Consider the following 26,341-nt stretch of genomic DNA (forward strand, 5'->3'; position numbering starts at 1 on the left):
TCTGGGTATGAAAAAAGCAGTCAATCCTAAGACTAACTGCTTATATCATTATTCGTATTTTTTCCCAACAATATAGGTTGTTACTAACATTCCTATCAGCAAAATAATTATAGCTGGATATTTTACAGTATTCCATAATGAAATGCCACCAACTAAAAAACTGATATAGCAAATAATAGGATATAGAATAGCAGTTCCTAATGTAAATACTCTAAATACTGTTAATACATATCCCCAGTTTGCATTATTAAAAGATAGCCCTGCCATGTGTATTCTGAAAATTCCTTGTGATACAAAATTAACTTTATTTGTATCATAATATGTCGGTAATAATTCTTTTGCAAAAATGCAAAGCCAACTTGCAAACAAAAGCATTAACAAAGATATATACAAACTATCTCCCATTTGTTCTATGGAAATTCCAGAAACAGTTAATAATATTGCTTCTATAACTACCACACCGATTGAGATAAGAAATGCAAATATCCAGTTCTTTTTTCGTTGACGAATTGTATCACGCAACGACAAGTCTAACGAGTTTACAACAAGAGTTTCTACCACATCACTATTTAATGTCTTGTTCTCTTTTAATTTTTCTCCTTGTAAAAGTTCTGTTACTGTAATACCAAGTACATCAGCAATAGGGATAAGTAATGTAACATTTGGCATACTGTTTCCACGTTCCCATTTACTAACTGTTTTATCCGACACAAACAACTTATCTGCTAAGTCCTTTTGTGTCATTTGTTTTTCTTTTCGCACTTCGGCTAAAAAGTGTCCGAATTTTTCATTGTTGATTTGATACATTTGTGCCGTCGAGTAGACTTTGTCTCGACTTTTTCACATCCTTTCATCATATATTGTTTTGCGATGAGAGGTTCAAGTCTCAAAAGCCCCTCACAGAACCGCACGTGCCCTATTAAGGCATACGGCTCTTCAATAAGCCATTTACCTAATACGCACTTTTCAGATATATCCTTGGATACTCCAGTGGATGTATCTTTAGAATATTCATATATTTCTTCCACGTCAGCCAATACGTTTGGTCTCTGCGTCTCTTGCTTTTCCATAACTCCTGTCTCACATATTTGTAATATTTTTGCAAACCTATGTAGTTCCCATAGATTCCATAATATCTGTAATGCCCCGTCAGTTTCACATTCAACGCTTCTATGGTATCGGCTATGCTTTCGTGCATGTGCTCCCATAACCATTTCTTGACTGCTTCTCTTTTCATTTTCAGCTTCTTCCTGCTTGTTCTATGCAGTACACAGTACTTGCCCCAGTGACTTGTCGCATTGTAGTGTGTAAAGCCGAGAAAGTCAAAGGATTCCTTTGTTCCCTTGTATCTGCCAAATGGTAGAATTCTGCTTTTATCCTCTGCAATTTCAAGACTGAATTTACGCAGTCTTTCTATCAGAAGCTGATAAAACCTTTGTGCTTCATTCTCGTATTGGAACAGACATACAAAATCATCTGCATAGCGTACCATGTACATTTCTCCCTTAAACTCATACTTTTTCACATAATCAAACCATGTATCTAAGGTATAGTGCAGATACACATTTGCCAGCACTGGCGAAATCAGACCGCCCTGTACTGTTCCAGCTTCTGTATCCAGTCGCTTACCATCCTCCATAACTCCCCCTATCAGAAATCTCTTGATATATCTGATGAAGTTCTTATCTGCTATGTCATGCTCAAGAAATTTTATCATCCACTCATGGTCTAGGTTATCAAAGAATCCCTTGATGTCTGCATCTAAAATGTAATTGACCTTGTCTGCCATGATGTGTTTGTTTACTCTTTGAATGGCATCGTGACAACTTCTGTTTGGACGAAACCCAAATGAAAACTCCTTGAACTTAGGCTCGTAAATCGCTTCCAGTATCTCTTTAAAGACACCTTGAACGACTTTATCCTCAAATGACGGTATGCCGAGTCCTCGCATCTTGCCATTACCTTTTGGGATATAGGCTCTGCGCACGGGATATGGTTTATAGGAAAACTTCTTCATTCTGACAAGCAGACTCTCTATGTTTTCCCCTAAGTTCTCTCCGTATTGCTCCTTGGTTATTCCATCCACTCCTACTGCTTTCCCTTTGGGTTGTTTGTTGTAGGACTCTTTGAGTGTGTCACTGTTGACATATTTCATTAGCGACTGAACTCTGCCATATCTTTCTACGAGACTGGCTATTTCTGCTTTCTCTTTTTCCATAGATTTTATGCCTCCTGTGCTCTCTATGTTTTGATTGCAAAAGCAACTTATTGTCCGTCCCTTCCCTCCAGCGTCATTACTGCTTTCATCAGTACTATGGACGAATCCGACTCCTCAATGGTCTTCGTTCATACTCACCATTGCATTGGTCGATATTCCCTACTGTCTCATGTACAGAACCATCCAGGTCTCCCAGGTATGTCAAATATAACGATATCAGGTATGCCATGCTCTAGGACTCCGGTGTGTTTTCATAGTCTCGCTTTAACGACTAATCCTTGTTGGTGACCCAAGGAGGTAGCAGACCACCCCACACAATTGATATTTCTAACGAAGCTCAATCACTTCACGCTTACGCATTACGGCGTTCCTGTTCCCTGTCCTACGCTTAAACACCATTGTTAGCCTTTGGTGTTCCAAGGACTCGGTACTGGCGACTTGCTAAGTCTTACCAGACTGGATTCCCACCAGTTATATATTTGGCACCGAACTGGCGCACACCTCCTATCGTTATTTTAACCATTTACGATAAGGTAGGCAATCTACTAACGGGAGAGTACCGCTATTTTTCTAACCTATGAGGAGAATTTTTATTTTTTCGGCTGTCCCTGCGGTGTAGGGGACTGTGGACTGCCTGCGTTCTGGTTGCCTTTATTCTTCAATACAATATCCTCTGCCTTTACATACCAGTCCACATCTGCACCCGTATAGGTTTTTCGTGATACCGTATCAGCTACGGGATTGACAAGCTCAACAACTGCATTGTACGGAAATTCCCTTAACGGTACTTCTGGCGGTACAGACACGGGGATAATTCCACCATGCAGACTGCACTTCAAATCATAGATACGCTTTTTAAGCTGGGTACTCGGTGTCCCGTCCTCATTCTGCAAGAACACATCACGCACCGCTGTAAATTTTAATTCTCCAAATGTTTTCTCTTTGTCAATAACAAAACCGTTTGATAATCTCATAATTTTTTCACTCCTTTACTTTTCTTCAACTGCTACAATATCATCAGCAACTAACACATAATCGGTATGTCCCATATCCCCGATTGCGTAACCTCTGCCATATAACTTCGGATTGACAAGTTTTACTTTCTGCTCATACTTGAAATGCTTTTCGCCAGCCTGCACGGGAATTTCCACGACAACATTTTCGCCTTTCTGTACGTCAGAATAAAGGTTATAGCTTCGTCTGGTTAAGACCCTGCGGTTATTTTTATCTCTTTCAAAGACTGGCTCGCTTTCGCCTGCAAATTCAAGAGTTCCAAAAGACTGTGCCATATCTGGCACGACATATTTCATTTCCATAGTGTTTTACCTCGTTTCTTTCTATTTTTGATAAGTTTTTTGATTGTGATTTCTTATTCTGGCGGTTTGGGAAGTACCAGCAATCCCCCAGATAGTAAAGGGTAAAATCAATGCTTACGCACCCTTGACTATCCGTGTTCTTGCAGGTTGTAGGCAGACAAGCCAGAATAAGCGGAAGTCTGCCGTTTGACAGCTTCGGCGGAGAGCGTGATTTTTCTTTCCTCATACCGTTACCGCCTTATGATTTCTTCATTTTACGGCGTTTGTAAAGATATGTTCCAGCCAGTCCACCAGCAGACGCAAGCAACATCACGATAAATGCCATTACATTTGTACTGTCGCCCGTTTTGGGACTGTCGCTAGGTCTGTTAGGCTTTTCTGGTGTCGGTGGTGTTTCGGGTTTCTCTGGTTCTTCTGGCTTTTCCTTAAAGGTAATTGTCTGTCCCTTATCCTCAATATCCTTATGCTCGGTAACTTTCTTCGGCTCGTCTGGATTGCTTAAATCGTACAATTCTTCAAAAGTTACAAGCTGTTTGCCGTCAAGAGAAGTAGCGTCAAAGGTAAAGGCAACTTCCACTTTCATAGTTTCGCTGTCAGCGGTAAACATATAATCACTTTCCACACGCTTTCCATTGATAAGAAGCTCTGCGTTTTCTTCTTTCAACATCTGCCAGCCCACAAGTTTGTACTGTGTACCGACTTCTAAGCCCTCTAAGGTTACGGTATCAATGATTGTAACGTCTTTTCCTGCTTCAAGTTCTTTGTTGCCGTCCTTATCGGTAGCAGTCGTATGAATTTTGATGATACGCTCTGTGATAAGTACCGTTTGCCCGTCGTCCTCAATGTCCTTATGTTCTGCAACTTTCACGGGTTCGTCTGGATTGCTTAAATCATACAATTCTTCAAAGGTAACAAGGTTTTTGCCACCTAAAGCAGACGCATTGAATGTATAGGAAATTTCCACTTTCATTTCTTCATCATCAGCGATAAAGGTATAATCGTTTTCTACACGTTTCCCGTCAATGATAAGCTCGGCGTTTTCTTCCTTTAACATCTGCCAGCCTTTGAGCTGATATTTTGTGCCTTTTGTAAGTCCGTCCAATTTTACAGTATCAACAATCGTAATCTCTTTTCCTGCAAGGATAGTCCTTTCGCCGTCTTTGCTGGTCGCTGTGGTATGGATAGAAATTTCTTTTTCGTATTCATCAGTCAGCGTTCCTAAATCAATCACAAGGTTATTTCTTGATACCACGATTTCAAAAGGTGGGATAAGTTCAAAGCCTTTGTTACTATCGCAACGCATTTCTTCAATGATGTAGGTATCATAGGGTAATGCACCCTTGCTGTCGTCTGGTTCAGAAGTTCCAAACCACACACCGTCCTCGCTGGTCTTGCCTGCGTTGGTATTGTGCTTATGAGAAGCCCAGTCAGCAGAAGTGGAGAATTGCCCGTTATCATCAGTTACCACTACATGATTTTCGCCCGTTGTCTTGCTTGTGATCCTAAAGGGAACATCAGCAAGACGCTTGTGTGTGCCTGCACCGATTTTTACACCCTCAATATCTCCACGCTTAATCTGATTGTAGATAGAATGGGCTTCGTCTGTTAAGTCCACGATTTTTCCATTTTCTGTGATTGTAAAATCAATCGGTTTTGCACCGTCAGTTAAGTAACCGTCGGGAGCTTCACTTTCAACGATACGGAATTTTCCATAAGGTAAGAGGTCAGAAGAAGTAGAAGCGATACCCTCAATATCTGTACGGATTGTCTTTACTACTTCATTTTTCTTGTATAGCTTGCCCTCAACCAATACCGCATTATCATTTAAGGAAATGATGTCAAAAGCAGTATCTTTTAATGTGGCACTTCCTTGTGGCTTTGTATCGCCCGTTTCTAAATCTCGTTTCTGAATTTTCACACCGCCACGGATAACCTTGTCTGATACGGAAAACTGGTTACTTCCAGATAATACGGCAAGGTCGCCGTCCTCGGTAATCTGTGTTACATATAAGCCCTTAATCTGTTCGGACTTATCGCCAGCCTGCATATATGCACCCTCTAATAAGTAGCTGTTTGGAGCTTTCGTTTCCTCAACGGTTAGCGTTCCAAGTGGAAGAACCTCCTTGCCGTCCTGCATATAGAAGCTATCGCCAGATACCTTGTATGCGTCCGCTAATTTTGTGATGTAGTGAGTTGTCCCGTCGCTGTCTGTTTCAGCGATTGTCTTTGTAACCCATGTACGAGTAGCTTCGGCAGGGAGATTGTCTTTAGTATAGAAGCCTGCATAATACTTCCATGTAAATTCCGCACCTGCTAAAGAAGCGTTCCCTTGCGGATTGTCTTTCTGTGTTTCCATATCAATCTTGAAAAGCTCAATCAAAGTGTCCGTTACTTTTGGCGTATCAGATACTTTCAATGTTGCTGTCTTTCCAGCTTCAACCTTTAAGGAATATACAGTTTTATCCACTTTATATCCTGCTGGTGCGGATAATTCCTTGATATAGACTGTGCCTGCTTTTACCTCTACAATATCTGTATTTCCGTTTTCATCAGTCGTAAGGGGAGCAAGCTGTTTCGTGCAGTCCTTATCAGAAAAGACACCATAGGTTGCACCTGCAATAGAGTAATTCCCGTTACCGTCTGTAATGCTAGTATTACTGGAAGTCTTTTGTAATTTCGCATTTCCGACATTCAGCTTCGCCCAGAATTGTCCCAATTCCTGCCCCTCGCCAGAGTAGATATAACCGCCACATTCATAGCGTCCTTTATTTTTTTTGACAAAGGCTCTTGCACCAGAGAAAACTTCGTCCTGCGTTGCCTTTGGAATTTCATCATAAGAAGCTCGCACGTTATCACATTGCCAGCCAAGATGTACGCTCAATCTCTGCCAGACCACACATTGTTCCAACAGATAGACTTGCTTGTAGTTCAATTCCTTGTGAGTTTCGCCATACTGTTTGACATACTCTAAGGATAACGCCACATCTGAAATCTGGTCGGCACTCATGCGTGAGCTTGCGTCAGCTCTGGTCTTGTAGCCATTCTTAAAATCTGTATTGATGTCGATACAATAGGCAGTTTCGCCCTTGACTTTCATATAGCCCTCATTGAATGTCGAACCGATAGAACCGTCATTCATTACTTTTTCAATGATACCGACACGCTCTGCACTTTCCGTCCAGTATTGCTTACTTTCTGCATGGACAGGTGTAGTCGGTAAAGCAGTAACGACAGTTGCAAGAACTAAGAAGCCCGTACACAATCGTTTCCATGTCTTTTTCATAAATCTAATGCTCCTTTCATTTTGGGTAATAAAATAGCCGTCCAATAAGAACGGCTGGAAATAGAAAAGGAACGTCATTTTAGGCGTTCCATAGTCTATAAAATATTCAATTTTTTTACTGATGTGTTACTCATCAAAATCTCAAATCAAGGTTATTTGACACCAATTTTGACACCAAATTTTTGTATATTGACGATTTTTGATGAAATGTGATAAATTCATAAAACCCGTAAAAAGCCTGTAAATAAGCACTTTACGGCACTCTATGAACTAAGACAAAAGCTACGCTGTAATAACAAGAGGTGAGTGCTAATTATTTATGAAGATTGTGTGAACTCTACGAGCATGCAATTTCCGAGCTGTGCATGACGTATATCACAGCTTCACATGGCTAATAGTTGTTCATTCCTTAATTTTACTATGTTCAATGGATGTTTATCAGGACTAATGCAGAGGTGACTTTATGAATTTTAATCTGAAGCTAAAAAAAATCCGGACATTCCGGAAAATGACACCAAAAGAACTGTCAGAGAAAATTGGACTGACCGATCAACATAGAATTGTACAATATGAAAAAGGCGTTCGTGTTCCCCAAAAAAGATCTGGTCGATAAAATGGCACAGGCTCTTGATGTTAATCCTTATACCCTCTATGATACCACTGGACGTGACGCTTCCGAAATGATGGAACTGCTTTTCTGGCTGGATGAATTTAATCCATCTGCCCTGCATCTGTTTCTCCCTCGGATATTTCCCGGTGAAAAATGCAATGAAGTAGCTGACACTTCCGTTTACTACCATGACAATGATAGCTGGCCTGCCCATGCTCCTGTCTGTATGTGGTTTGATTATGGGGTTCTGAATGATTTTCTGAAAGAATGGGTGGTTCGGATGGATGAACTGAAATCCGGTGAAATTACCAGAGATGAGTATTTTGAGTGGAAAATCAACTGGCCATATACCTGTGATGATTGTGGAAAGTTTGAACCTAAGAAACAATGGCGCTCTGCAAAATCAGAACTCAGTGAAACTTAACAAAACTTAAATTCACTGCATTTTTCCTCTTTGGCAAAAGAAAAAGCACTGTAAAACCAATACTCAAACGGTTTTCAGTGCTTTTTTCATGTTTTTCCTATTAAATTTTCCTCAAACACCCATATAAGTGAAACTTAGCGAAACTTAAATTATGCCAATACACAGTATTATTACTTATAACAACTAAATTACTTCTTGTCGTGTAATCTATTATTTATTCCAATACATCAGGTGTCCACTTTGTTCCAATATCGTTAGATGGAAGTCGTTTTGTCTTGTATACAAAAGCCACACTATACCGTGCTCTCGTCACTGCAACATAAAACTTAGAAAGACTTTCATCCTTCATATCTTTGGACTTTCCTGACAACCACTCCAGCATTGGTTTCGTCGGGTATATCAAGACTCTATTAAAAGTAAGTCCCTTGGACAATCCAAAATTCATCGTTTTTGGGATGGGATTTACCTTGGTTCTTTTATCATACCGCAACTGAACAGGATTATATATATCTACATATTTATCAATATCATTCTCGTGAACCCAAAATATTCCATCATGTCCCGTTTTTTCATTCATGGCAGAATTGCATGGCTTCATATCAGGATACATCTGATTTGCAAGATCACATATAATCTGATTATTTCTATGAGATGTCGATAATGTTGTGGTATCAATATTCATTCCGGCAATATTATCCTGCACAAAAATCACTATTTTCCCACCTGCATATTTTTTATATTTTGCTTCGTAATGAGTTCGATACGTCGTCTGACGGGGATCTCCTACTAAAGTCATGTTGCAACCAACCTCATGCAGCTTTTTTATAACTTCTAAATCATATCCGGCAAAATCTTGTATTTCATCTACAAAAACATAAGAAAAAATTTTTCGTATTCTGCGAAATACACATCCATTCGATAATTCGTCCAAAACACAGGGCAATTTTGAAATCATATTTGAATATACATTACCGGAAGCCGTGACATATTTTTTCTCATTTGTATCCTTTAGTCTCAACAAATTTTTATCTGCCATATTCACTAATAACACACCGGATACCCTATTATTTATAAGATAGCTTTGGTAAGGTCGTATACCATGCTTGATTAGCAGCGAAAACCACGGCATAATAGTTACATTGGATGGAATACAACCATTTATTTCGTAAAATTTGTCTCTAATGCTTTGTTCATTAGCATCGGTATAAGTTGTTATCAAAACATTTTCAGAAATCTCCAATGCCTTCTTTACAAGAAATGTTGTTTTTCCTGCCCCTGCCGCCGCAATAATTAGACTACTCATTTTTTATCGCCCTCATTATATACTCAGGATATTTAATTCTCGTAGCCGATTCAAAAATTGCTATGGCACAATCCGTCTTATGAGCGTGCATATATTTGTGCATCTCATCATCCGTATCGTAGTTAGTTCCAAAAATATTGTTCATTGCTTCTCGTCCATTTTCTTTTAATATTTTCGGCTCTAAGGTATTATAATTAAAATCCTTATCTGACAGTTTCAAATCACCTGTATCCACTACCTCATCAACACATATATGAATACATTGTATTTCTTCATATTCTTTGTACTTTTTCTTAACAGCTTCAATATTTCCATCATTATCCGTAACAACAGCTGTTTCTTTGTTTAGTGTCTGTGCAATTTCAAGATACCGCTTAAATGTCACCCCACCTACGGTCATTACATCTATTCCATCTTGGATAGGAAGCCGCCCCTCATGAGTATCCATATATGCCCGCTGAACAACCAGCTCATCTGAATCGCCCTCTACTAAGATTGATTTTTTACAAAGAATCAATCGCAGTGTATCATAACCTGCCACTTTTTTGAAAAATTCAAAAGTTTCCTTTTTGAGCGATTGCATCAAGCAACAATTATCGCCTGAAAGCAAAATTAAATTTTCCAGTCCGAGTTTATTAGCGACAAAGCTACTATGCGTTGATGCTATAATTTGTCTACCAGATGCAGCCTTTTCAATAACTCCCATTAGTTCGCTTAATCGAGAAAAAGACAAATGACTTTCAGGTTCTTCAATCAAAATAATACTTGCTTTTTCTGCCTGTTTATGACTTAAAGCTAATTGTGTTTTTATAATACATTGTGCACCTTTTCCAGCATGAGCAAACGGGATTCCATCCACCTGCGTAACCAAACTTGACTCCCAAGAATTTTGAACTCCCTGATCAGCACTCAATGATAATTTTCCATTCATAACAGTAGACGCTGCACTAATTTTCTCATTGATTGACTGAATTGCTTCATTTTGTGCAAACTCATCTATCATATTTCTATGGGCTTGTGTTATTGCTGTTATGTCCTCTGGTTCAAGGAAATCCTTTACTACTCTGGAAATATATACATCAGACCCATTTTGGTATCTGTAATTTGACGAATCAATCATTACAGACTTTATTGGTATGAATCTGGGCATTTTTTCATCTCGGCTAAAAGAAAACCATTTAGCTTCATAAAATTCAATAGGCAAACTTGTAATTTTTTCTGTTTTCAGCAAACTTTCATATTCTGAATTAAATTTATCAGAAAAACTAATTGTGAATCTGATTCCCTCTATACCATCACTTTTTTCGGAATTACCATTTCCTTCATATTCAGGCAATGTTCCACTTTTGAAATATAACTCAATCATTATTTCTGGAGGTGCAATCGGCTGTCCATTTTCCACTGATGCCAGGTATTCCTCAACTGCTTCTCTATTAAATAAATATGTTGATAGCTGATTTCTAATATTTCGACCAGCATACATACCCGTTAAAGCCACATGAATGGCTTCAAGAATAGTAGATTTTCCAGATTCATTATCACCAACCAGAAGATTGATATTTTCATTAAATTTTATTTCAAACGGATTTTTAAACTTCTTAAAATTTTGAATAATTACCTTCTCAATAGCCATTCGTAGCCTCCTATCTTCGATTTTACTCTACCCCCAATGCCTTAAACACCGCATCCTCAGCACTCTGATACGGAATCAACTGAAATGCACTCATCAGATCAGCAGGAACACTTGCGAAATCAACAAATGAGGTACTCGGAATCAGCACCTTCTTTGCGCCGCTATCCAGGCACACCTGAAGTGTATTGGCAAGTTCATCCACCTTTATCATTGTACCACTAATTGTTATATCTCCCAACACTGCTAAGTTGCTAACAACAGGCTTTCCAAGGGCAATCGAACAAAGTGCAATTAATGTTGGAAGTGCCAATTTGTCTGTCATACCAATTCCCTGTAAATCCTGATAATTGATGATGTAGTCTTTGGTCGATGTACTAATAGAACCACTGATCCGATTGCCGTTGGCTTTCAGATAATTAAATGCCGTGTTCACCGCTTCCTTGCATTTAGAATCACTGCCTAAGCCAGTCCGTTCAATTTTGCCATTGCCTGGAAGCATCTGACTTTCCAAACGGAATACACCAATCATGCCACTTTTTCCTCTGGATACGGTATAAATCTGCCCCGGGTTACACATTCCATCCGGTATCAGCTTACCACCACCCTGTTCTGGTACGGAAACATAATGTTCTGACATATCTTCTAGGTCTATATAGGAGAAGTTCACATCATAAAACTCCATGCCACCCAGCTTCTTCAATTGCTCCTTGACACGGCGACGCATTTCCAATGCAATCTGAATAATTTCTTCCAGTTCTTCTTTGGTAAACTCACCATTTGGGTACATCAACTTCAGATAACCGTCTATCATACGACGAACCGCAATTGTATCACGCTGATTCAGATTTCTCCCCAAGCGGAAGTAGTGATCAAGTGCATCTCCATACTGCTCCTTGCGAAGCTCTCGGATGAACTCTGCCAAATAGTCACTGATAAAACCGTAATCATCGGTAAAATGCTCCGGTCTGAACTTCGGTATCTCCCATCCTGGAAGATAACAATGCATACGATCAAGAAATGCTGTATCTGTTCCCATTTCCTGCGGGAAAGGTGCAAACAGACTGGACGTTTTCAACAGCACGTCCACACTCTGATTGATATTTCCCACAAATACCATGGACGCAGTAGCAGCTTTTTCTTCTTTGCCACGGGCAAAAGAGCCGGATGCCATATAATCCTTCATAATCTGAATGCCATCTTTATCTTTAAACTTGATACCTGCCACTTCATCAAAGGCTACACAATCCCATAAGCCGACCAGTCCGACTGTTTTGCGTCCCATATTGTAAAACAGGTTTGCAACCGTCGTCTGTCCACCGGAAATCAAAATACTGTTCGGTGAAATCTCTTTGTAAAGATGAGATTTACCGGTACTTCTCGGTCCTAGCTCACAAAGATTAAAGTTGTTTTCAACTAATGGAATCATACGGGTCAGGAGCAGCCATTTCTCACGATATGTAAATTCATCTGGCTCCATGCCGATAGAACGAAGAAGAATATCCAGCCATTCATCTTTCGTAAAAGCCTTTCGTCCCTGCTTAAGTTCATCAATATCAATGTGTGGCATCTGGATTGGTGTCAACTTACGGATACTAATTGGTGAAATATCTTTCTGCTTTTTCTGTTTGGAACGAAGCGGATTTCCATCAATGTCCTCAATACCAAAGTTATTGTCGCCTTCAACCTCATAATCCAGCTGAACAATACACCAGATACCGCCGCAGAGCAGGCGATCAAATTTTTCTGGATATTCATCGGCAATCGGTACATTACCAACGCCCAAATTAGAAAACTCTGCAAAAAAGCAATCCTTTTTCATATCCAATCGAACAGTCACCATATCAATGATTGTGTGACTACCTTTTTTACGCAGTTGAGACAGAATTTTCTGTGATTCATCCGGGCGTACAAAGTTGTCAGCAAGAATACGCTTCACATTCTGTACGCCTTTCTCTATAACCGTCTCATCATCTGAACTGCAATACTGTCCCAACAAGAACTCAAGAACATAAACTGGGACATTCGCCCCTTCTTTGATTTTCTTTGTCAGGTCTTTCCGAACAATCTTACCGTCAAAGTTCTGACGGAGCTTGTTCTTTATTTCTTCACGGGTACTTTCACCCTCTGCAAATTGCTCCATCTTTCTCTCCTCCTGCGGCCTTAACTAAAAAAATCAAACTCGTCCACCGCAAAGGCGATGTCAATCTGGAATGGCTCCCGCTGTGGCATCTGTAATCCCTGTTCATCTGCAATTACCAGATAATAAGTAGCTGTATTGCTGTATTTTAGAGATTTTAGATTAAACTGACAACGGAAAGTTCTTTCTGCACCGTTATCGCTGGTCTTATCTGCAATAATCTTCTGAATATCACTAATCTGCTTGCCATCCTCATCTGTAAAATAAACCTGATAGGTTGCTGCTTCACGGTTTGTACTGACCGCATCTTTTTGATAGAAGTTCAATGAAAAAATCATATTGCTGATCTTACGATTTGCGGACAGTAAATTAACCGTTACCGGCTTAGTATCATATTTCTGCTTATTTCGCCTATATTCCATAGAATCATTGCGGAGATAATGATACTCAATCACCGGAACAACCATTTCCTGTAAACTGATACCACCATGCACAAAATTCATACCGCCGCCATTCATTTTGATACGAATACTTCCTCTCGGTGCAAATCCATCGAATTCTGTATTTCCGCCCAGGAATTTTACAGGCATCAAGTAATCTGGTTGCACACCTTTCTGCATAATTGCATATCTTCTGCCATATTCTACACACCGCTTGATGCTTTCTTTTTTTCTGATATCAGAATTTGTTACATCCACATCAAAAAAGCCTCTTTTATCTACTTTGTCATCTTCCTTCAAAGGACTGTATGTATAAAGAAATCCATGGTCTGCCGTAATTAAAATATTCGTTCCACCAAATTCATTTACAATGATACGCACGAGGTTTTTCAATTCTGAAATCGCCTTGTCACACGCAGCAAAAACAGCAGTATCCGAAGTGTGGCTGGCTTCATCTATGGTATCGTGGTAAATATAGACCACATCCATACCTTTTACTAAAGCACTTCTTTCCGCTCGTTTCATAGCAATGATGTCATTATACTTTAAAGCCACGCTTGCCGAATCTTCTGTTTTCAGAACCTTATCCCTATAAGTACTTGCCGTAGACTGTCCATCTGCCAAAACCGTCAAAATATCGTTCCGAACCTCTACTGTCAGTTCTTTGTGCGGCAACAAAGCCGCCATACCAAACTTTGTAGTAGAAGGGAAGATACTCTGCATACTACTGATAGAAACCTTACTTTGCGTTTCTCGCTGAAGCTGATCTGCCATCGTAGCTGCCACTTCATAACGCATGGCATCTGAGATAATTACAAATACTTTCGTATCCGAGGCTTGGATACGGGAACGGTAAAAATCCTCCTGTTGCGGTACTTCCAGAACTTTACCGTAAGTTGCCAGTTCATCCGCACATACATCCGACCAATTGTTGCCCAACTCACCTAAGAACCAATGATTATAGAGTCCTTCCACTTTATCGACAACGTGCTTAAATAGATCATCCAACAGAATATTGGAAGCCTCCAAACTCTTTTGAAAACTAAGATGGAACAAACGGTAATAAGTGTCCATCTGATAGTAACTCTCTGTATATTCTTTCCAGATACTTTTCGCTTCTGCGGTATGGAATCCGGCAGAATGTTCCTTAAAGAAACTTTGCATATTCGCCACTTGTAAGATACCGTCATAAAAATTCTCAAATGGCTCATACCATACACAAGTTCTCCGTTTTTCAACGGTATTCGTAATGGTATCCACATCAATGATATGGTCGCTGATCTCTGTCATTAACTTTTTCAGAATCACTTCATTAATACACGGAAAACACTCTGTTCCTACCAAATCTTCTACTGTCAGCTTTTCAAAACGCTGATACAGACGAGCTTCATCCTCAACATAACGAGCCACATCATATAATTGCGGAATGTTATCACTATGAAGCCATTCAGAAATAAAATCATAGCAATATGCCTGATGTGGCATGGAAATAAAACCGTCCAGTCCGGCAAGATATTCCTGCCGCATGGTACGGGTCGCCGCAGTTAAAAGCAGATGAATTGCCAACCGCCCAAGATCTGGTTCTTCCTCCACAAATCCGCATCCCTGACGAACCATCGCCCAAAATGCTGCGTCCGCATGATATTTTACAAAATCCTGATAAATCGTGTTATTATTCAAATCAAGTCCTGCCTGGAACACACTACGGAGAATCATATTAGGCTGTGCATCCTTCAATCCACAGATTGCCGCCATGACAGCCATGTGTAACTGTGCCGGTGTTTCCGGAACTTTATTCTGTGTGCTAACTTTCAAACGACGGTCTTTCGCATTGAAATAAGCACGATAATTTTTAACCTGTTTCCTCATTGCCGGATTTGATATAAGTCCCATCTCATCCATCCAGATAGAAATCAGATCTGCCCGAAACTCTTCGCTGTAAAGCTCCACATCCAGAAGCCAGTTATCATCCGGGCGGTTATAGACACACGGACTGTAAACCAGATAATTTGTGGTCAAATCATCTACTGAAAGCAGTTTTTTTACAGAAAACGCATTATTTCCAGTCAGCGCAATCACCTTTGCATTTTCCAAAACCACTTCATCCAGCTTATCCTCAAATTCCTTATCTTCATCGTACCAGAAAATGATACGACGCTGATAAAACTCAGGAAGAGGTGCAGCAAACCTGCGATTTAAATCTTGTATTATTTTATCTGTATCCATGCTGTCCTCCTACCGTATAATCTTCCAATTTGCTTTTCGTTTTGTTCCGCCCTGTACCAATCTACCTTTTTCCTGTAAAGAAGCAAATATTCGAGAAACCGTTCTTTTCGATATACCCATTTCTTCCGCATAATATGCCTGTGTTGCAGATGGATTCTTCTCTATAATCTGCAACAATTTTTCTATCTGCGTCTGTTCCTTATTAAGCGGCACTTCAGTGCCATTAGTGCCATCATCGGCGCTACATTTAACGCCATTAGCGCCATTTTTAGTGCCATTGGCGTTAAATGTGGCGTTATTGGTATCAACCTGACCTCGATAAATATTGATACGCAAATCCACTTCGCCACCAATAAACTCCGGCTCCCGCAGTCCGGCAGCTTTCACTTTATCAATAATTCTCGGAATACCGCTTCCCCAATGCTCAATCAGATTCATATACGCAAACGCATGGGCAAGGGCTTCATTTCTGATTTTGGAATAGCCTTCTTTCATACGTTCCATAGTTTGTCCCATTGGCAGCTTTCCTGGAGAAGTGATTTCCAATCGGTTGTCATATACCGCAACCTGTATTGTACCATGATCCAGATAACTACGATGTACCATGGCATTAATAATCAACTCACGAATAGCATCCGGTGGAATCTCATAAACATCCTGGCGATAAATTCCCACAATAGTAGCACCCAGATGAATATTTCTCAGAACAAACTGAAATGCTTCATCTATCTGCTCCCAAAGCGGACCAGTATATTCTCTACGGTCAACAAATACCGCTTTCGTTGTACCTTTGAACACGCCACATTGCGTTGCAACATGAAGTCCACCGTTGCCTGTCAAAATAGCAAAGGCATTGGACGGATAATCTTTTCCATCACGCTCAATCAAAACACCCCAGGAACGCAGCTGTTGCCTGCCGACATCTTTGATAGATGCTTTCTGTTCCTCATTATGGGCATTCCTGACTGCCTGTTCCTTCATTGCTTTGCAAAGAGCATCAATATCTTCATCCGTGATATTCAGTCCTGTACACAAAACCTGATCGTAGTAGCGGTTACTGCCCTCGAACAGCAACTCCTTTACCATATACTCATCGGCAAGGCGGGTTGTTCCGGCAACACGGACATATACACCGCCATCTCTGCCAAGGGCTTTGATATAATATGGACGCTGTCTGCCCTCAGAAACCTCTACCACAATGACCGTCTTACCATCGACCGTCTGTAAAGTAATATCCGGGATGATTGCCGGTTCACAGCTGTCTGATACGGCATTGGCTATGGCATCCATTTTCTTGAATACATCTTCCTTGTCAAAGCCAACCACCTCTCTGGTTTTATCAGCAATTCCGAAAATGATTTTTCCTCCGGTTCCATTTGCAAAGGCAACCACAGACTTCATATATTTGATGCTTTTCTCCGGCAGGTTCTCTTTGAACTCCACATTCTTCGATTCTCCTGCAAGAATTTCTTCTATGGTCATTGTAACACCTCGCTCTCTTTGGTAGCATTCGCCACCTGATTATTTAAAGTCACTTTTCAATTCATCATAGAATCCCTTATAATCGGAATATTTTTCTTGCATTTGTATGTAATCTTTTATTTCTTCGATACTTAAAATATTTTGCGGCGGAACATCTCCAACTGTCATTCCTGTAAATTCAAATTCATAATTAAAGCCAAAGAGATCATTCGTTATGTTATATTTGACTATTTCGGCAATTAAACTATTGCGATATATCTCATGAATATCATCTAATTTTACCTTAAATGTTATTACAGACGGAGTCCCCATAATCCATAAACGCTTATAAGGTTCTTCTTTATACAGTTCCCTGTCAATCGCCTCCAAAGACCATCGCAAAATTTCGCCCCCTAAATTGATAGCAAAATGGTTTAATTGATCGTCCTTATATACTTGACTTTTATCAATAAAGAAATGTACCGGCTTTGTTCTGGATTGTTTATCTCGATTCCATAAATAATATACATGCGAAAATACTTCTTCTATTTTGTCATCATCTAAACCTATATCCACAAGGAGTTTTTGTAATCGTTTCTCGCCAGCACTGTTTTTCCCTCCCGCAGTCACAAGACCATGTTTCCAATATTCATTCTCATCTAAAATACGTGTACAATGACATACTGCAATTTCTGTATCCATATTATCTTTAACAAAATCAGTAACCAACTTCGATTCATCGATTCTAATATCTTGCAACTGATGTTCAATTTGCCACCATTCCTCAATATTATCCGTATTTACTCTTCTTAAAATCATCTTTTCAAATTCAGTTCCCCAATTTCTCAATTCTTTGGGGAACGTGTTCGGATTGTTAAAATCAATCATTTTGTAGCACCTCATCACGAATAAATACCAAACTCACATTTCAGTTATTGGCGATTTTCCAGAAACTTCTCTGTATATTCCAGTCTTAATTCCTCTGCAAGATACAGATCACTCATACAGTGCATATCAGAAACACCATCTCGCATTAGCCGATAAACTTCGGAATGATAAAATAATCCCAATGCCTCATCCAGTGAAAGTCCCTGCTGTTTGGCAAAACACTCAATGACACGGGCATATTTTTTCTGAAGTAAAATCGGGTTTGCAGTCATCATACGCAATCCCTCCTTACTTTATTTTAGCCAAAACATCCTGGAAAATTGCATAATTCTTTTTCACACCATCATCCAGATCAATAGAAATCATCTGGTCGGCAAGGTGATGAATCTTTTCCTCGTAGGTTCTGATTTCAGTATCCTGTGCCTGCAATGTGGTCAGCTTTTTGTTCAGCTTCACACGCTCGCCGGTGGAAGCATTGGCAATGCGCTGTTCCAGATCGGCAATGGCTGTACGATAACGAGCCTGCTGTTCATGCACATAGTCGGTACGGATACGAGCAATGGTGTCCGGCTGATAACGGTGCATATAAATCAGAGCCTTAAAACCATTCTTCTTGCCACTGTCAAACAGCCAGTAAATCGGGCGCTTTCCAGAACCCGTAACCTGATAAGTGTTACAATGATCCTTAAAAAATTCATTTATAAAATAATTCCGAATCACATCTTTCGGCTGACCTTTGCCACCCAGAGCATCGGCAATGAATTTCAGGTTTTCGTCCAACGTATCTGCACCGTAAACGGTTTTCACAAATTTCACAAATAGACCAACAATATCATCCTCAAAGTATTCATCATCGCAAATTGGGATAATGTTATCCTTATCAACATCGAAAGAAGCATACTTGCTGGCATCCCATTCACCGCCTGCATAAGCAAGACTATCCACATCCAAAGAGTAACGACCAAACATACAGCCAACTGCATAGGAAATGAAGGAACGAATATCCCTACTAAGATTGGCTTTGCGGATTGTAATATTCTTTTCATCTACATTCGGTGTCATTTCATTCTGTAAACCATAAATGTTTATAAACACACGATTTAATTCTTCTTCGGCAGTTTTCATACTCTCAAACCAATCATTGCATTGGTCTACCCATTTTTGAAATGCCTCTGCTATTGTGCAAAAATGACCAATAAAAGGATGACGTTCAAAATTCCATGATGTTTCGTATGAATCCCATTCTCTCTTTGATAGTTCAATGCACTTCTCTGTTAATTCACTTATAATTTCATCTTTTTGAGAATAATCTGGTATTTGAATAACATCTCCCACCTTAAAATCAACTGTTGGAGAAAATATTTTCAAATATTCTGAACCCACTTTGCTATTTAACAATGCAATCGCTCTCATTAAATCTTTTCTATTATCACAAAAACCCATCGCCCCTTTTGAATCAAACAAAAAACCTGTCGGTGAGTATCTTACAGAAATGCTACTGATACTTAATGATGTCCATGTTAAACCAACTCTAAAAGCATATTCGCCATTATAATTGTGTGATCTTAACCGCCCTGTTTTTAGATCATAGTTATGTTTCACATCATAGCCATCATTTTCCCAATTAACAAGGTAATTTTGGTTTCCATACCACTTTCTGTATTCTCCACCTTTTTGATAAGGAAACCATCTCTTCTTTGAAGCTATACATTCTCGTTCGTTTTGCACTCCAAATCCAATGGACTCCATCTTCACTTCTGACCACAATCTAAGAAAACGATCATTATCAGCAGTTGCCATACCTTCTCTCGTTACCAACACTTCACCTAATTGTTTAGCATTAAATGTTGCAAAGAATTTATGTGATAGCCAATATGCAATTGGAACACCTGGTATTGCTAAATACTCTTTTCCGCTGCAATTATATTTTCTTTCACTAAAGAATCTTTTATTTTTTTCTTCAACAGTTTCAACATCTCCCTGCTTTTCAAACAGTCGCATATAAGTTCCAGTAAAGTCCGTATTACTGTGTTTTGTAATTGAAAATGCAACCGAGCCAAAATCCGAACCGAATATTCCTCTTCCGAAATGAAGCATATTATCAATTATATAATTCTTTATGAAATTTTTTCGGAGATTTTCAAAACTAACTAAGGACATCCAAGCAGGAATATTTATCATCGACATTTTTCCATTTTTCTTACACATTTCCATACACTTTATCATAAAGCATGTGCAAAAATCAGCCTTACCATCTGGATATTCCTTTTTAACATAATTATTAAGTCTTGCATTTCCATTACTTAATCCCATATACGGTGGATTCGTCACAACTACATCATATTTCTGTGCCAGTGCTTCTGCCACCTGCACCAACGGCAGCAATTCTCTCAATGCTGTCTCACGAGACATATTTATATCTTCCGTAATCTCAGCAAAACGGTCATACAGAGCAGTCCAATTCTGCGGTGTTACAGTCAGAATAGAGCCGTATTCCTTTGCATCATGCAGTTCTTTGATGATGGTGTCCATAGCTGTTGTGAGCTTCACATCGCCATTACAGAAATAGTCCACTGCAAATTTATCTACATGGTTGCTCTCCACAATAGCATATACATGGGGCTGAATGCCACGGCCAAAGAATCGGCGGTCATACTGACGGGCTTTCATCATTACCGCAAAGTAAGCCAGCTGTGCCGCACGATCATCAATATCCATACCGTAAAGATTATTCTCTACAATACTTGCCACTGCTTCACGGGTGGTATAGCCGTAGGATTCATAAATCTTCATCAGCACATCAAACATATACGCAAGAATATGACCGGAACCGGAGCAAGGGTCAATGACTTTCAGCTGATCCGGCGTCAGTGCGGCGTATTCCTTACGAATCTCGGCAAGCTGTGCCTGTACTTCCGGCTCCTGCTCGGCTTCTTCCAGATAGTAGTGCCATTTGGTATCTTCCGGTTCACGGTTTCCGGCAGCATAAGCAGACTGTTCTTCCTCGGTAGGAAGAAGCTGCTCCTTGACATCTGGGTGTCCCTCCAGCCATAAACGACCAAGGCTGTTCTCCACCATGTAGCGAACAATCCAGTCCGGTGTGAAAAGCTGGGTTGCTGCAGGGATGTTTTCTTTTGTGATTTTCACATTCTTTTTCAGTGCTGCGAAAACGTCATCCTTTTTCTCACTGTTATAATACTGATACAACCAGCCGATGATCTGGACAGCATCCTTCCAATCATCCTCCGGTATCAGCTCAATCATCTGCTGAATGACGCTGCCTTCACGGAGCAGATTGTCCGGTAGAAGAAGCTCGGTGTAATCTGCAATCTTCTGGAACATTTCTGGCAGAATCTTATTCAAGGCGTTACACTGCACGATCAGCAGATATTTATACAGTTCTTCGGTCTTTTCGGCATCTTTCAGTTCATAGACCTTTTCCATATCCAGTCCATCCAAATCCAAATGAATGGCTTCGGTTATAATCTGCGGCTTAAAGTTGTTTTCCTCATCCGTGAATACACGCACATGAGAAGGAAGATAGCCGTTGACTTCCATGAATCGCAGAGCAGAGAAGCGGTTGAACCAAGTATAGGCAACCTCCTCCATGACCTGCTTATATCCTTTATCGTTAATCTCAGCAATAAGAGCCTGACGCTGTTTCTTTTCGTCGGCAGTGAGGACTTTGCCGCCAACGCTGTCCACATTGGCATCCTCAATTTTGTCCTCAGTGATACCGTATTCCACACCTTTTAGGGAAACACGGGCGATCAGCTCTGTTCTTGCCCAGACAGCAAATTTTTTAATCGCATTTTTATCCATAGTATTTACCCTTCTAATAAATCATATCAAGTAATTCAAGCATATTATAATACAATAAAAATAATTGAATACAATCCTTTTTTCTAACCTTCTTTGTCATCATTCCATGATCAAGAAAATTTCTGTTTATTACATCTGGCTGATTTTTGAAATCTTTTCCACCTTCAAATACTTTTTCAAGGCAAGCAAAAAGATTTGTATAAAACATAGCAATAAAAAGCATTTGTACATTTATATCTGTTTCTGTACGTGTCTTTGCTTTACTCACGGCTCTTAAACCAACTTCACGCCTTTTTCCCTTTAAGTCTGATTTTTTCTGCAATCTAATCAATACCGCATCTACTAATGAAAATAAAATAAGTGCACACGATTTATACTGCCTATGATTATAATCAAACACTGCTTCTTCAAAGTCTGCTTTTTTCACTCTCTTAGTTTCGCTAATAATCTCAAAAATCTGCTCCATTTTTTGGCCTGAACATTGTTTTAATGCAATAATATCTGCTGACTTTTTATCACTAGGCATATGCTCAAATATCTTTTTTGCATTCTCACACGGATTCATTGTCCATCCATAACTTCCCCATAATTTATGTGCCTCTATAAGTTCCTGTTTACGTTCTTCAGAAAGAGCTGGAATTCTAATTCTTTGTACAGATTCAGAAATTATTTCGCTCATTCTACGAGCCGATTCAGCTAACTCGCTAAAATCATATTTTACAGCAAATGCCTGCTTCCAAACATCTAATAATTCTTGCATTCGACCTAGTACTGAATTTTTTAATGGCTCCAACGCATAATTCATATTAGTCTGCAACAATCCCAACATACTCGCTTGATTTTTTTGAATAATCGAAGTCATATTCTTAATTGCAGGGCTTATACTTTTCTCTAACTGCTGTCCTGAAATTTTTCTCTCAGCTAATTTGTCCATTTCTGGATTTCTTTCGCTTTCTAATTGAAATTCTGTTTTCTCGTTAGATGATTCATTGCTATCCATTATTTTCCCCTATACTTTTTCTAATTCAGCTTGATCTCATCGCAATTCTTCAGCAACTGTTTCAGCTGAGAACGAATCTTTTCTACATAATCATCAATGTCCGCATCCGTCTGTAAGGTCTTTGCTTGGAATACAACCTGACGGTTATAGGCACGAACTACCTTTTTCTTTGCAGTCGTTTGCTCTTTTCCTTGCTGTATCGGCTGTACTGGCGGCTTCGGTGTAGGCGGAGCCAAAACAGATTCAATATTACCGACTGTATCATCCTTGTACTGACACATCGGCAAGAACATAGCATCCAGAAGGGCAAGACTCTTTAATTCTGCAATTTTCTCCTTGCACTGGCTGAAATACCGGTCTGATTTTTCAATCAGATGGGATGCCTTGGAATCGCCGTTTGCGGCAGTGTGGGTTGCTTCCATACACTGACGAACTGTTTCCAGAACCTCGGCACGTTTTTCTTCCAGCATCTTATCATGGGCGGTACGAACCGTATCCATCAACGGATTCAGTTCACGAATCCGGGTATAGTTGAACTTGCTTCCGGTCTGAACCATAGTAATCAAACGGATGGTATTCAGTGCCTTGTGTGCTTCTTCATTTTCTGCAATACGTTCAAGGTCATCATGCAGAGATTTTTCAAACTGTACTGCCTGGTCGAATACTGTCACCTGAGTTTTGAAGAAGTTTTCAATGCCGTTGCTCATGACTTCTTTATTATCAAAGAGAGCATCCTCTTTTTTCAGGACACGCTCAATCAGGGCAATATTGTCTTTCTTCTGAGAAAGTACATCATCCATCAGATGAATGGCTTCCTGTACCAATGCACGATCCGGGTATTTATGTCCATCATAACGGGCATCCAAAGAAGCATAGTAATCACGCTGTTCACTGAATTTCTCAGTCACAAAGCGAATCAGACCATCTTCATCATCCGGTACATCCATGATATCGAAATACTCTCGGAGCATCGCTTTTACATCACGCATCATCGTAGCAGAAATGGTTTTACGCTTGCTGATGGAAGTCTTGCCGATCTCACTCTTTTTGCGGAGCATATCTGGCAATTTCGGGTTATCTGGCTGAATGGTATTGCCTGCATACTTGATGGTTACTTTCTGGGAATAAATCAGCTGTGCCGTAACCGCAGCAATATCAATTTCTTTCCATCCATACGGAATTGCACTATATTTGCTTTGTACGTCCGCCATAGATGTCGGCAGTTTTTTCGCATCCTGCATTTCCAGATATTCTTCCATAGCAGAAGCAGCATCACGGTTTGGCTCCATGCCCGGAAGTGCCGTTACCGCACCTGTCAGAATTGCAATAATATCTGCGTCACTTCCTGCATTATCTGTAATCAGGTCGAGCTTGCTATATACATGAGCAACCAGATATTCAAGAGACTGGTCAATTTTGCTTTTGGCATTTCCGGCTTTAATTTCCAGATGTTCGCCGTCTACATAGAACTGCGCCCTTTCAATGGCATTTTGCAATTCGGTCATTGCACTCAGCTCATATTTTCCGGCTTCGTCCTGTTGGTCACTGATGATTTTCTGCACAGTTTTTGGAAGCTGGCTTACATTTCTCTGCTTTACATACTTACGAATCTTCATAGCAGATTCCAGAGATTCATAGTAAGGCGTATCAGCCAGAACCACGATTGCTTCGTTTCCTTTTGACTCTGCCATCAGACGGTAATCAGTTTTTTCAATAGCATCGGTAGCAACGGTCAGGAAACGCAGACGCATACCACCTGTTGCCACTCCAACGGTAATGCCGTCAACCATCTGATCGAAAGCAAAGTCATATTTTCCATGACGAAACTTCTTAGTTGTGAAAATGTCACCGTAAATCATCTGAGCGATACGCTCCACAATAGAAGCGGTATCCACGTTGGTATCCCGGATTTCACGCTGAATGTCCTGTTCTTCATCAGTCAGAAAGTTATAAGTGTCTCCGGTTCTGCCGATATAGTTCTGGCTCATCAGACGATCAAGGCATCCGCGTACAGCTTCACGCATAACAATCTTATCTACACGAATATCGTCTGCCATAAGGATAACAATATTGTCCAGATTGGAAGGAATATCATCAATATATCGAATCAGGTACAGAAGTTTCAGTACATCTACATCCTGCTGTTCGATACCGTCCCCGTTGTCAGCAGCTTTCTGGCAACGCTCGATCACTCGGCGAATAGAACCGTCCAGGAAAGTATGTACTGTATCGTAAAAACGGAAGAATGGAACAAGTGCGTATTCATCCTTATCCTGAATTTTCTGTGCAGCTTCCTGGAAACCGGAGAGCATGGAACGCTCACCACCAGACAGGTGCTTACCGGAATTTCCGTGCTTGCGGATTTCAGCAAATACTTTCTGCATGATGATGAACTGATACGGCACGAATGGGAAGTTCTCTGTAAATTCTCTCGGTCCGGAATAACCTTTAATATCCAGAATAGAGCCGCTAAAACTGAACAAGTTACGCAAAACAGAATCATTCTGCTCATAAACACCTTCCAGGTCTTTCGTTGCTTCCAGCTTCTTTTTTAAGATACGCTTCTGGATAACTTCATCCACGGAGGAAGAAGATAAGCTCAGTCTTGTTTTGAAACGAGCCTGGATACGGGAGAACTCATCCGCACGAACTTTGATGATTTCATCAATGGCTTCCTGTCCGGTGCAGATCACCCAAATCTTACCATCGCACTCACTTCCGATTTTTTCAGTCAGAGACTGGAGGTTCAAAAGCATATCGGTATCCGTACCAACATACTGACCAACCTCGTCAATCATAAACAGCAGACGGAAGTTGGCAGGCTTGGTATCTACATAGGCTTTCATATCTTCCACAAGCTGTGCAATCGAAATTTCTGTTGCGGTTTTATCATTAAACCACGCCTTAGCATCGTCCTCACTCATATCCAGAACTTCCATCAACGTCGGGATGATGAACTTGCCATTGAAAGCAAAGGCACGGCGCATTTCAAGCCAAGGCTTGCCTTTCTTTTCTTCAAAAACTCTGCGAAACTCCTCAGTTTTTCCCTGCTGGTCAATATAACGCTCCATCATGGCAACTTTCAGATTCTCACCGTAAAATCCCAAATGGTTGTAGAACATCTTTGCAAATACACGAAGTACGGCAGTCTTGTCTTTATTGCTGAAGCCTTCAATATCAATGTTGAAAAGAATGGTTTCCGTCTGTCCCTTCGTGGCACGGTCGATCAGCATAAAGGTTGCCGGGTCATCCTCAAATTTTTTACGGAAACGTTCCACACTGCGGATACCTTTTACCTCTTTATTTTCCAAAAGGTAGGAAAGCATTTTCAAAAAGTGAGATTTACCACTTCCAAAGAAACCAGAAATCCAAACACCCATATCAGCGGTCGGCTGGTCGAAAGCATCACCGTAATAATTGAAGAACGTAATGAAATGTTTCTTCAATTCTCTGGTAATGACATATTCATTTAACTCCTGCTCGATTACATCATCAGCAGCCTGATCTACTTTAATTACACCATTGATTTTGCGGTTAATGTCATCCGCAAACATATCTCGAATCATCATGGCTTTATCCC

16 protein-coding genes are annotated in these 26,341 nt (G+C 40.2%); 1 reads left to right on the forward strand and 15 read right to left on the reverse strand.

Annotation, left to right across the window (positions count from 1 at the left end):
* Positions 1–48 precede the first annotated feature (48 nt).
* The 5 genes from AB5170_RS00730 to AB5170_RS00750 form a co-directional block, all read right to left on the reverse strand.
* Positions 49–807, reverse strand: coding sequence for a helix-turn-helix domain-containing protein (locus tag AB5170_RS00730; RefSeq protein ID WP_006857111.1), 759 nt, complete (start codon positions 805–807; stop codon positions 49–51).
* A gap of 145 nt (positions 808–952) precedes the next feature.
* Complete coding sequence (gene ltrA, locus AB5170_RS00735) at positions 953–2,218, reverse strand: group II intron reverse transcriptase/maturase (protein ID WP_368365030.1); 1,266 nt, start codon at positions 2,216–2,218, stop codon at positions 953–955.
* A gap of 590 nt (positions 2,219–2,808) precedes the next feature.
* A complete protein-coding gene (locus tag AB5170_RS00740) occupies positions 2,809–3,192 on the reverse strand; it encodes a YdcP family protein (protein ID WP_008393305.1) in 384 nt (127 codons plus the stop codon).
* A 15-nt stretch (positions 3,193–3,207) separates the two neighbouring features.
* Positions 3,208–3,534, reverse strand: a complete 327-nt coding sequence (locus AB5170_RS00745) for a YdcP family protein (RefSeq protein WP_008393304.1) — start codon at positions 3,532–3,534, stop codon at positions 3,208–3,210.
* A gap of 238 nt (positions 3,535–3,772) precedes the next feature.
* On the reverse strand, positions 3,773–6,817 hold the full coding sequence (locus AB5170_RS00750) for an SrtB-anchored collagen-binding adhesin (RefSeq protein WP_368361729.1): 3,045 nt from the start codon (positions 6,815–6,817) through the stop codon (positions 3,773–3,775).
* Between the two features lie 584 nt (positions 6,818–7,401).
* Between AB5170_RS00750 and AB5170_RS00755 the strand changes: the two genes are divergently transcribed.
* Positions 7,402–7,851, forward strand: a complete 450-nt coding sequence (locus AB5170_RS00755) for an XRE family transcriptional regulator (RefSeq protein WP_368361728.1) — start codon at positions 7,402–7,404, stop codon at positions 7,849–7,851.
* Positions 7,852–8,065: 214 nt separating this feature from the next.
* Here the strand turns inward: AB5170_RS00755 and AB5170_RS00760 are convergent, their stop codons facing one another.
* From AB5170_RS00760 to brxC, 10 genes are read right to left on the reverse strand one after another with little or no spacing between them, the layout of a single operon-like run.
* Positions 8,066–9,154 (reverse strand): UvrD-helicase domain-containing protein, encoded by a 1,089-nt coding sequence (locus tag AB5170_RS00760; protein ID WP_368361727.1) that lies wholly within the window; start codon positions 9,152–9,154, stop codon positions 8,066–8,068.
* Positions 9,147–10,787: an ATP-dependent endonuclease gene (locus AB5170_RS00765; RefSeq protein ID WP_368361726.1), complete on the reverse strand. Its 1,641-nt coding sequence runs from the start codon at positions 10,785–10,787 to the stop codon at positions 9,147–9,149. Before AB5170_RS00765 ends, AB5170_RS00760 begins: the two co-directional genes overlap by 8 nt.
* Before the next feature lie 22 nt (positions 10,788–10,809).
* On the reverse strand, positions 10,810–12,927 hold the full coding sequence (gene brxL, locus AB5170_RS00770) for a protease Lon-related BREX system protein BrxL (RefSeq protein ID WP_368361725.1): 2,118 nt from the start codon (positions 12,925–12,927) through the stop codon (positions 10,810–10,812).
* A 20-nt stretch (positions 12,928–12,947) separates the two neighbouring features.
* A complete protein-coding gene (gene pglZ / locus AB5170_RS00775) occupies positions 12,948–15,590 on the reverse strand; it encodes a BREX-1 system phosphatase PglZ type A (protein WP_195379255.1) in 2,643 nt (880 codons plus the stop codon).
* A 9-nt stretch (positions 15,591–15,599) separates the two neighbouring features.
* Positions 15,600–17,072 carry an RNA-binding domain-containing protein gene (locus tag AB5170_RS00780; RefSeq protein WP_368361724.1) on the reverse strand — a complete coding sequence of 491 codons (1,473 nt, stop codon included), beginning with the start codon at positions 17,070–17,072 and terminating at the stop codon, positions 15,600–15,602.
* Between the two features lie 39 nt (positions 17,073–17,111).
* On the reverse strand, positions 17,112–17,939 hold the full coding sequence (locus tag AB5170_RS00785; protein ID WP_173770660.1) for a hypothetical protein: 828 nt from the start codon (positions 17,937–17,939) through the stop codon (positions 17,112–17,114).
* Positions 17,940–17,983: 44 nt separating this feature from the next.
* Positions 17,984–18,214: a hypothetical protein gene (locus AB5170_RS00790; RefSeq protein ID WP_330602628.1), complete on the reverse strand. Its 231-nt coding sequence runs from the start codon at positions 18,212–18,214 to the stop codon at positions 17,984–17,986.
* A gap of 13 nt (positions 18,215–18,227) precedes the next feature.
* Positions 18,228–21,761, reverse strand: a complete 3,534-nt coding sequence (gene pglX / locus AB5170_RS00795) for a BREX-1 system adenine-specific DNA-methyltransferase PglX (protein WP_173770661.1) — start codon at positions 21,759–21,761, stop codon at positions 18,228–18,230.
* Between the two features lie 13 nt (positions 21,762–21,774).
* Positions 21,775–22,761, reverse strand: coding sequence for a hypothetical protein (locus tag AB5170_RS00800; protein WP_173770662.1), 987 nt, complete (start codon positions 22,759–22,761; stop codon positions 21,775–21,777).
* 20 nt (positions 22,762–22,781) lie between these two features.
* A complete protein-coding gene (brxC, locus tag AB5170_RS00805) occupies positions 22,782–26,330 on the reverse strand; it encodes a BREX system P-loop protein BrxC (RefSeq protein ID WP_368361723.1) in 3,549 nt (1,182 codons plus the stop codon).
* Positions 26,331–26,341 lie beyond the last annotated feature (11 nt).

The sequence above is a fragment of the Ruminococcus sp. RTP21484sp1_RTP21281st1_A8_RTP21281_210402 genome (assembly GCF_040914025.1).
Lineage (GTDB): Bacteria > Bacillota > Clostridia > Lachnospirales > Lachnospiraceae > Blautia_A > Blautia_A faecis.

Excerpts from the sequence above, each read along its gene's own strand:
- AB5170_RS00800 (WP_173770662.1), bottom strand. The coding sequence starts at position 22,761 with ATGGATAGCAATGAATCATCTAACGAGAAAACAGAATTTCAATTAGAA.
- ltrA (WP_368365030.1), bottom strand. The coding sequence starts at position 2,218 with ATGGAAAAAGAGAAAGCAGAAATAGCCAGTCTCGTAGAAAGATATGGC.
- AB5170_RS00750 (WP_368361729.1), bottom strand. The coding sequence starts at position 6,817 with ATGAAAAAGACATGGAAACGATTGTGTACGGGCTTCTTAGTTCTTGCA.
- AB5170_RS00765 (WP_368361726.1), bottom strand. The coding sequence starts at position 10,787 with ATGGCTATTGAGAAGGTAATTATTCAAAATTTTAAGAAGTTTAAAAAT.
- AB5170_RS00730 (WP_006857111.1), bottom strand. The coding sequence starts at position 807 with ATGTATCAAATCAACAATGAAAAATTCGGACACTTTTTAGCCGAAGTG.
- pglX (WP_173770661.1), bottom strand. The coding sequence starts at position 21,761 with ATGGATAAAAATGCGATTAAAAAATTTGCTGTCTGGGCAAGAACAGAG.
- brxL (WP_368361725.1), bottom strand. The coding sequence starts at position 12,927 with ATGGAGCAATTTGCAGAGGGTGAAAGTACCCGTGAAGAAATAAAGAAC.
- AB5170_RS00740 (WP_008393305.1), bottom strand. The coding sequence starts at position 3,192 with ATGAGATTATCAAACGGTTTTGTTATTGACAAAGAGAAAACATTTGGA.
- brxC (WP_368361723.1), bottom strand. The coding sequence starts at position 26,330 with ATGATGATTCGAGATATGTTTGCGGATGACATTAACCGCAAAATCAAT.
- AB5170_RS00790 (WP_330602628.1), bottom strand. The coding sequence starts at position 18,214 with ATGATGACTGCAAACCCGATTTTACTTCAGAAAAAATATGCCCGTGTC.
- AB5170_RS00785 (WP_173770660.1), bottom strand. The coding sequence starts at position 17,939 with ATGATTGATTTTAACAATCCGAACACGTTCCCCAAAGAATTGAGAAAT.
- AB5170_RS00760 (WP_368361727.1), bottom strand. The coding sequence starts at position 9,154 with ATGAGTAGTCTAATTATTGCGGCGGCAGGGGCAGGAAAAACAACATTT.
- AB5170_RS00780 (WP_368361724.1), bottom strand. The coding sequence starts at position 17,072 with ATGACCATAGAAGAAATTCTTGCAGGAGAATCGAAGAATGTGGAGTTC.
- pglZ (WP_195379255.1), bottom strand. The coding sequence starts at position 15,590 with ATGGATACAGATAAAATAATACAAGATTTAAATCGCAGGTTTGCTGCA.
- AB5170_RS00745 (WP_008393304.1), bottom strand. The coding sequence starts at position 3,534 with ATGGAAATGAAATATGTCGTGCCAGATATGGCACAGTCTTTTGGAACT.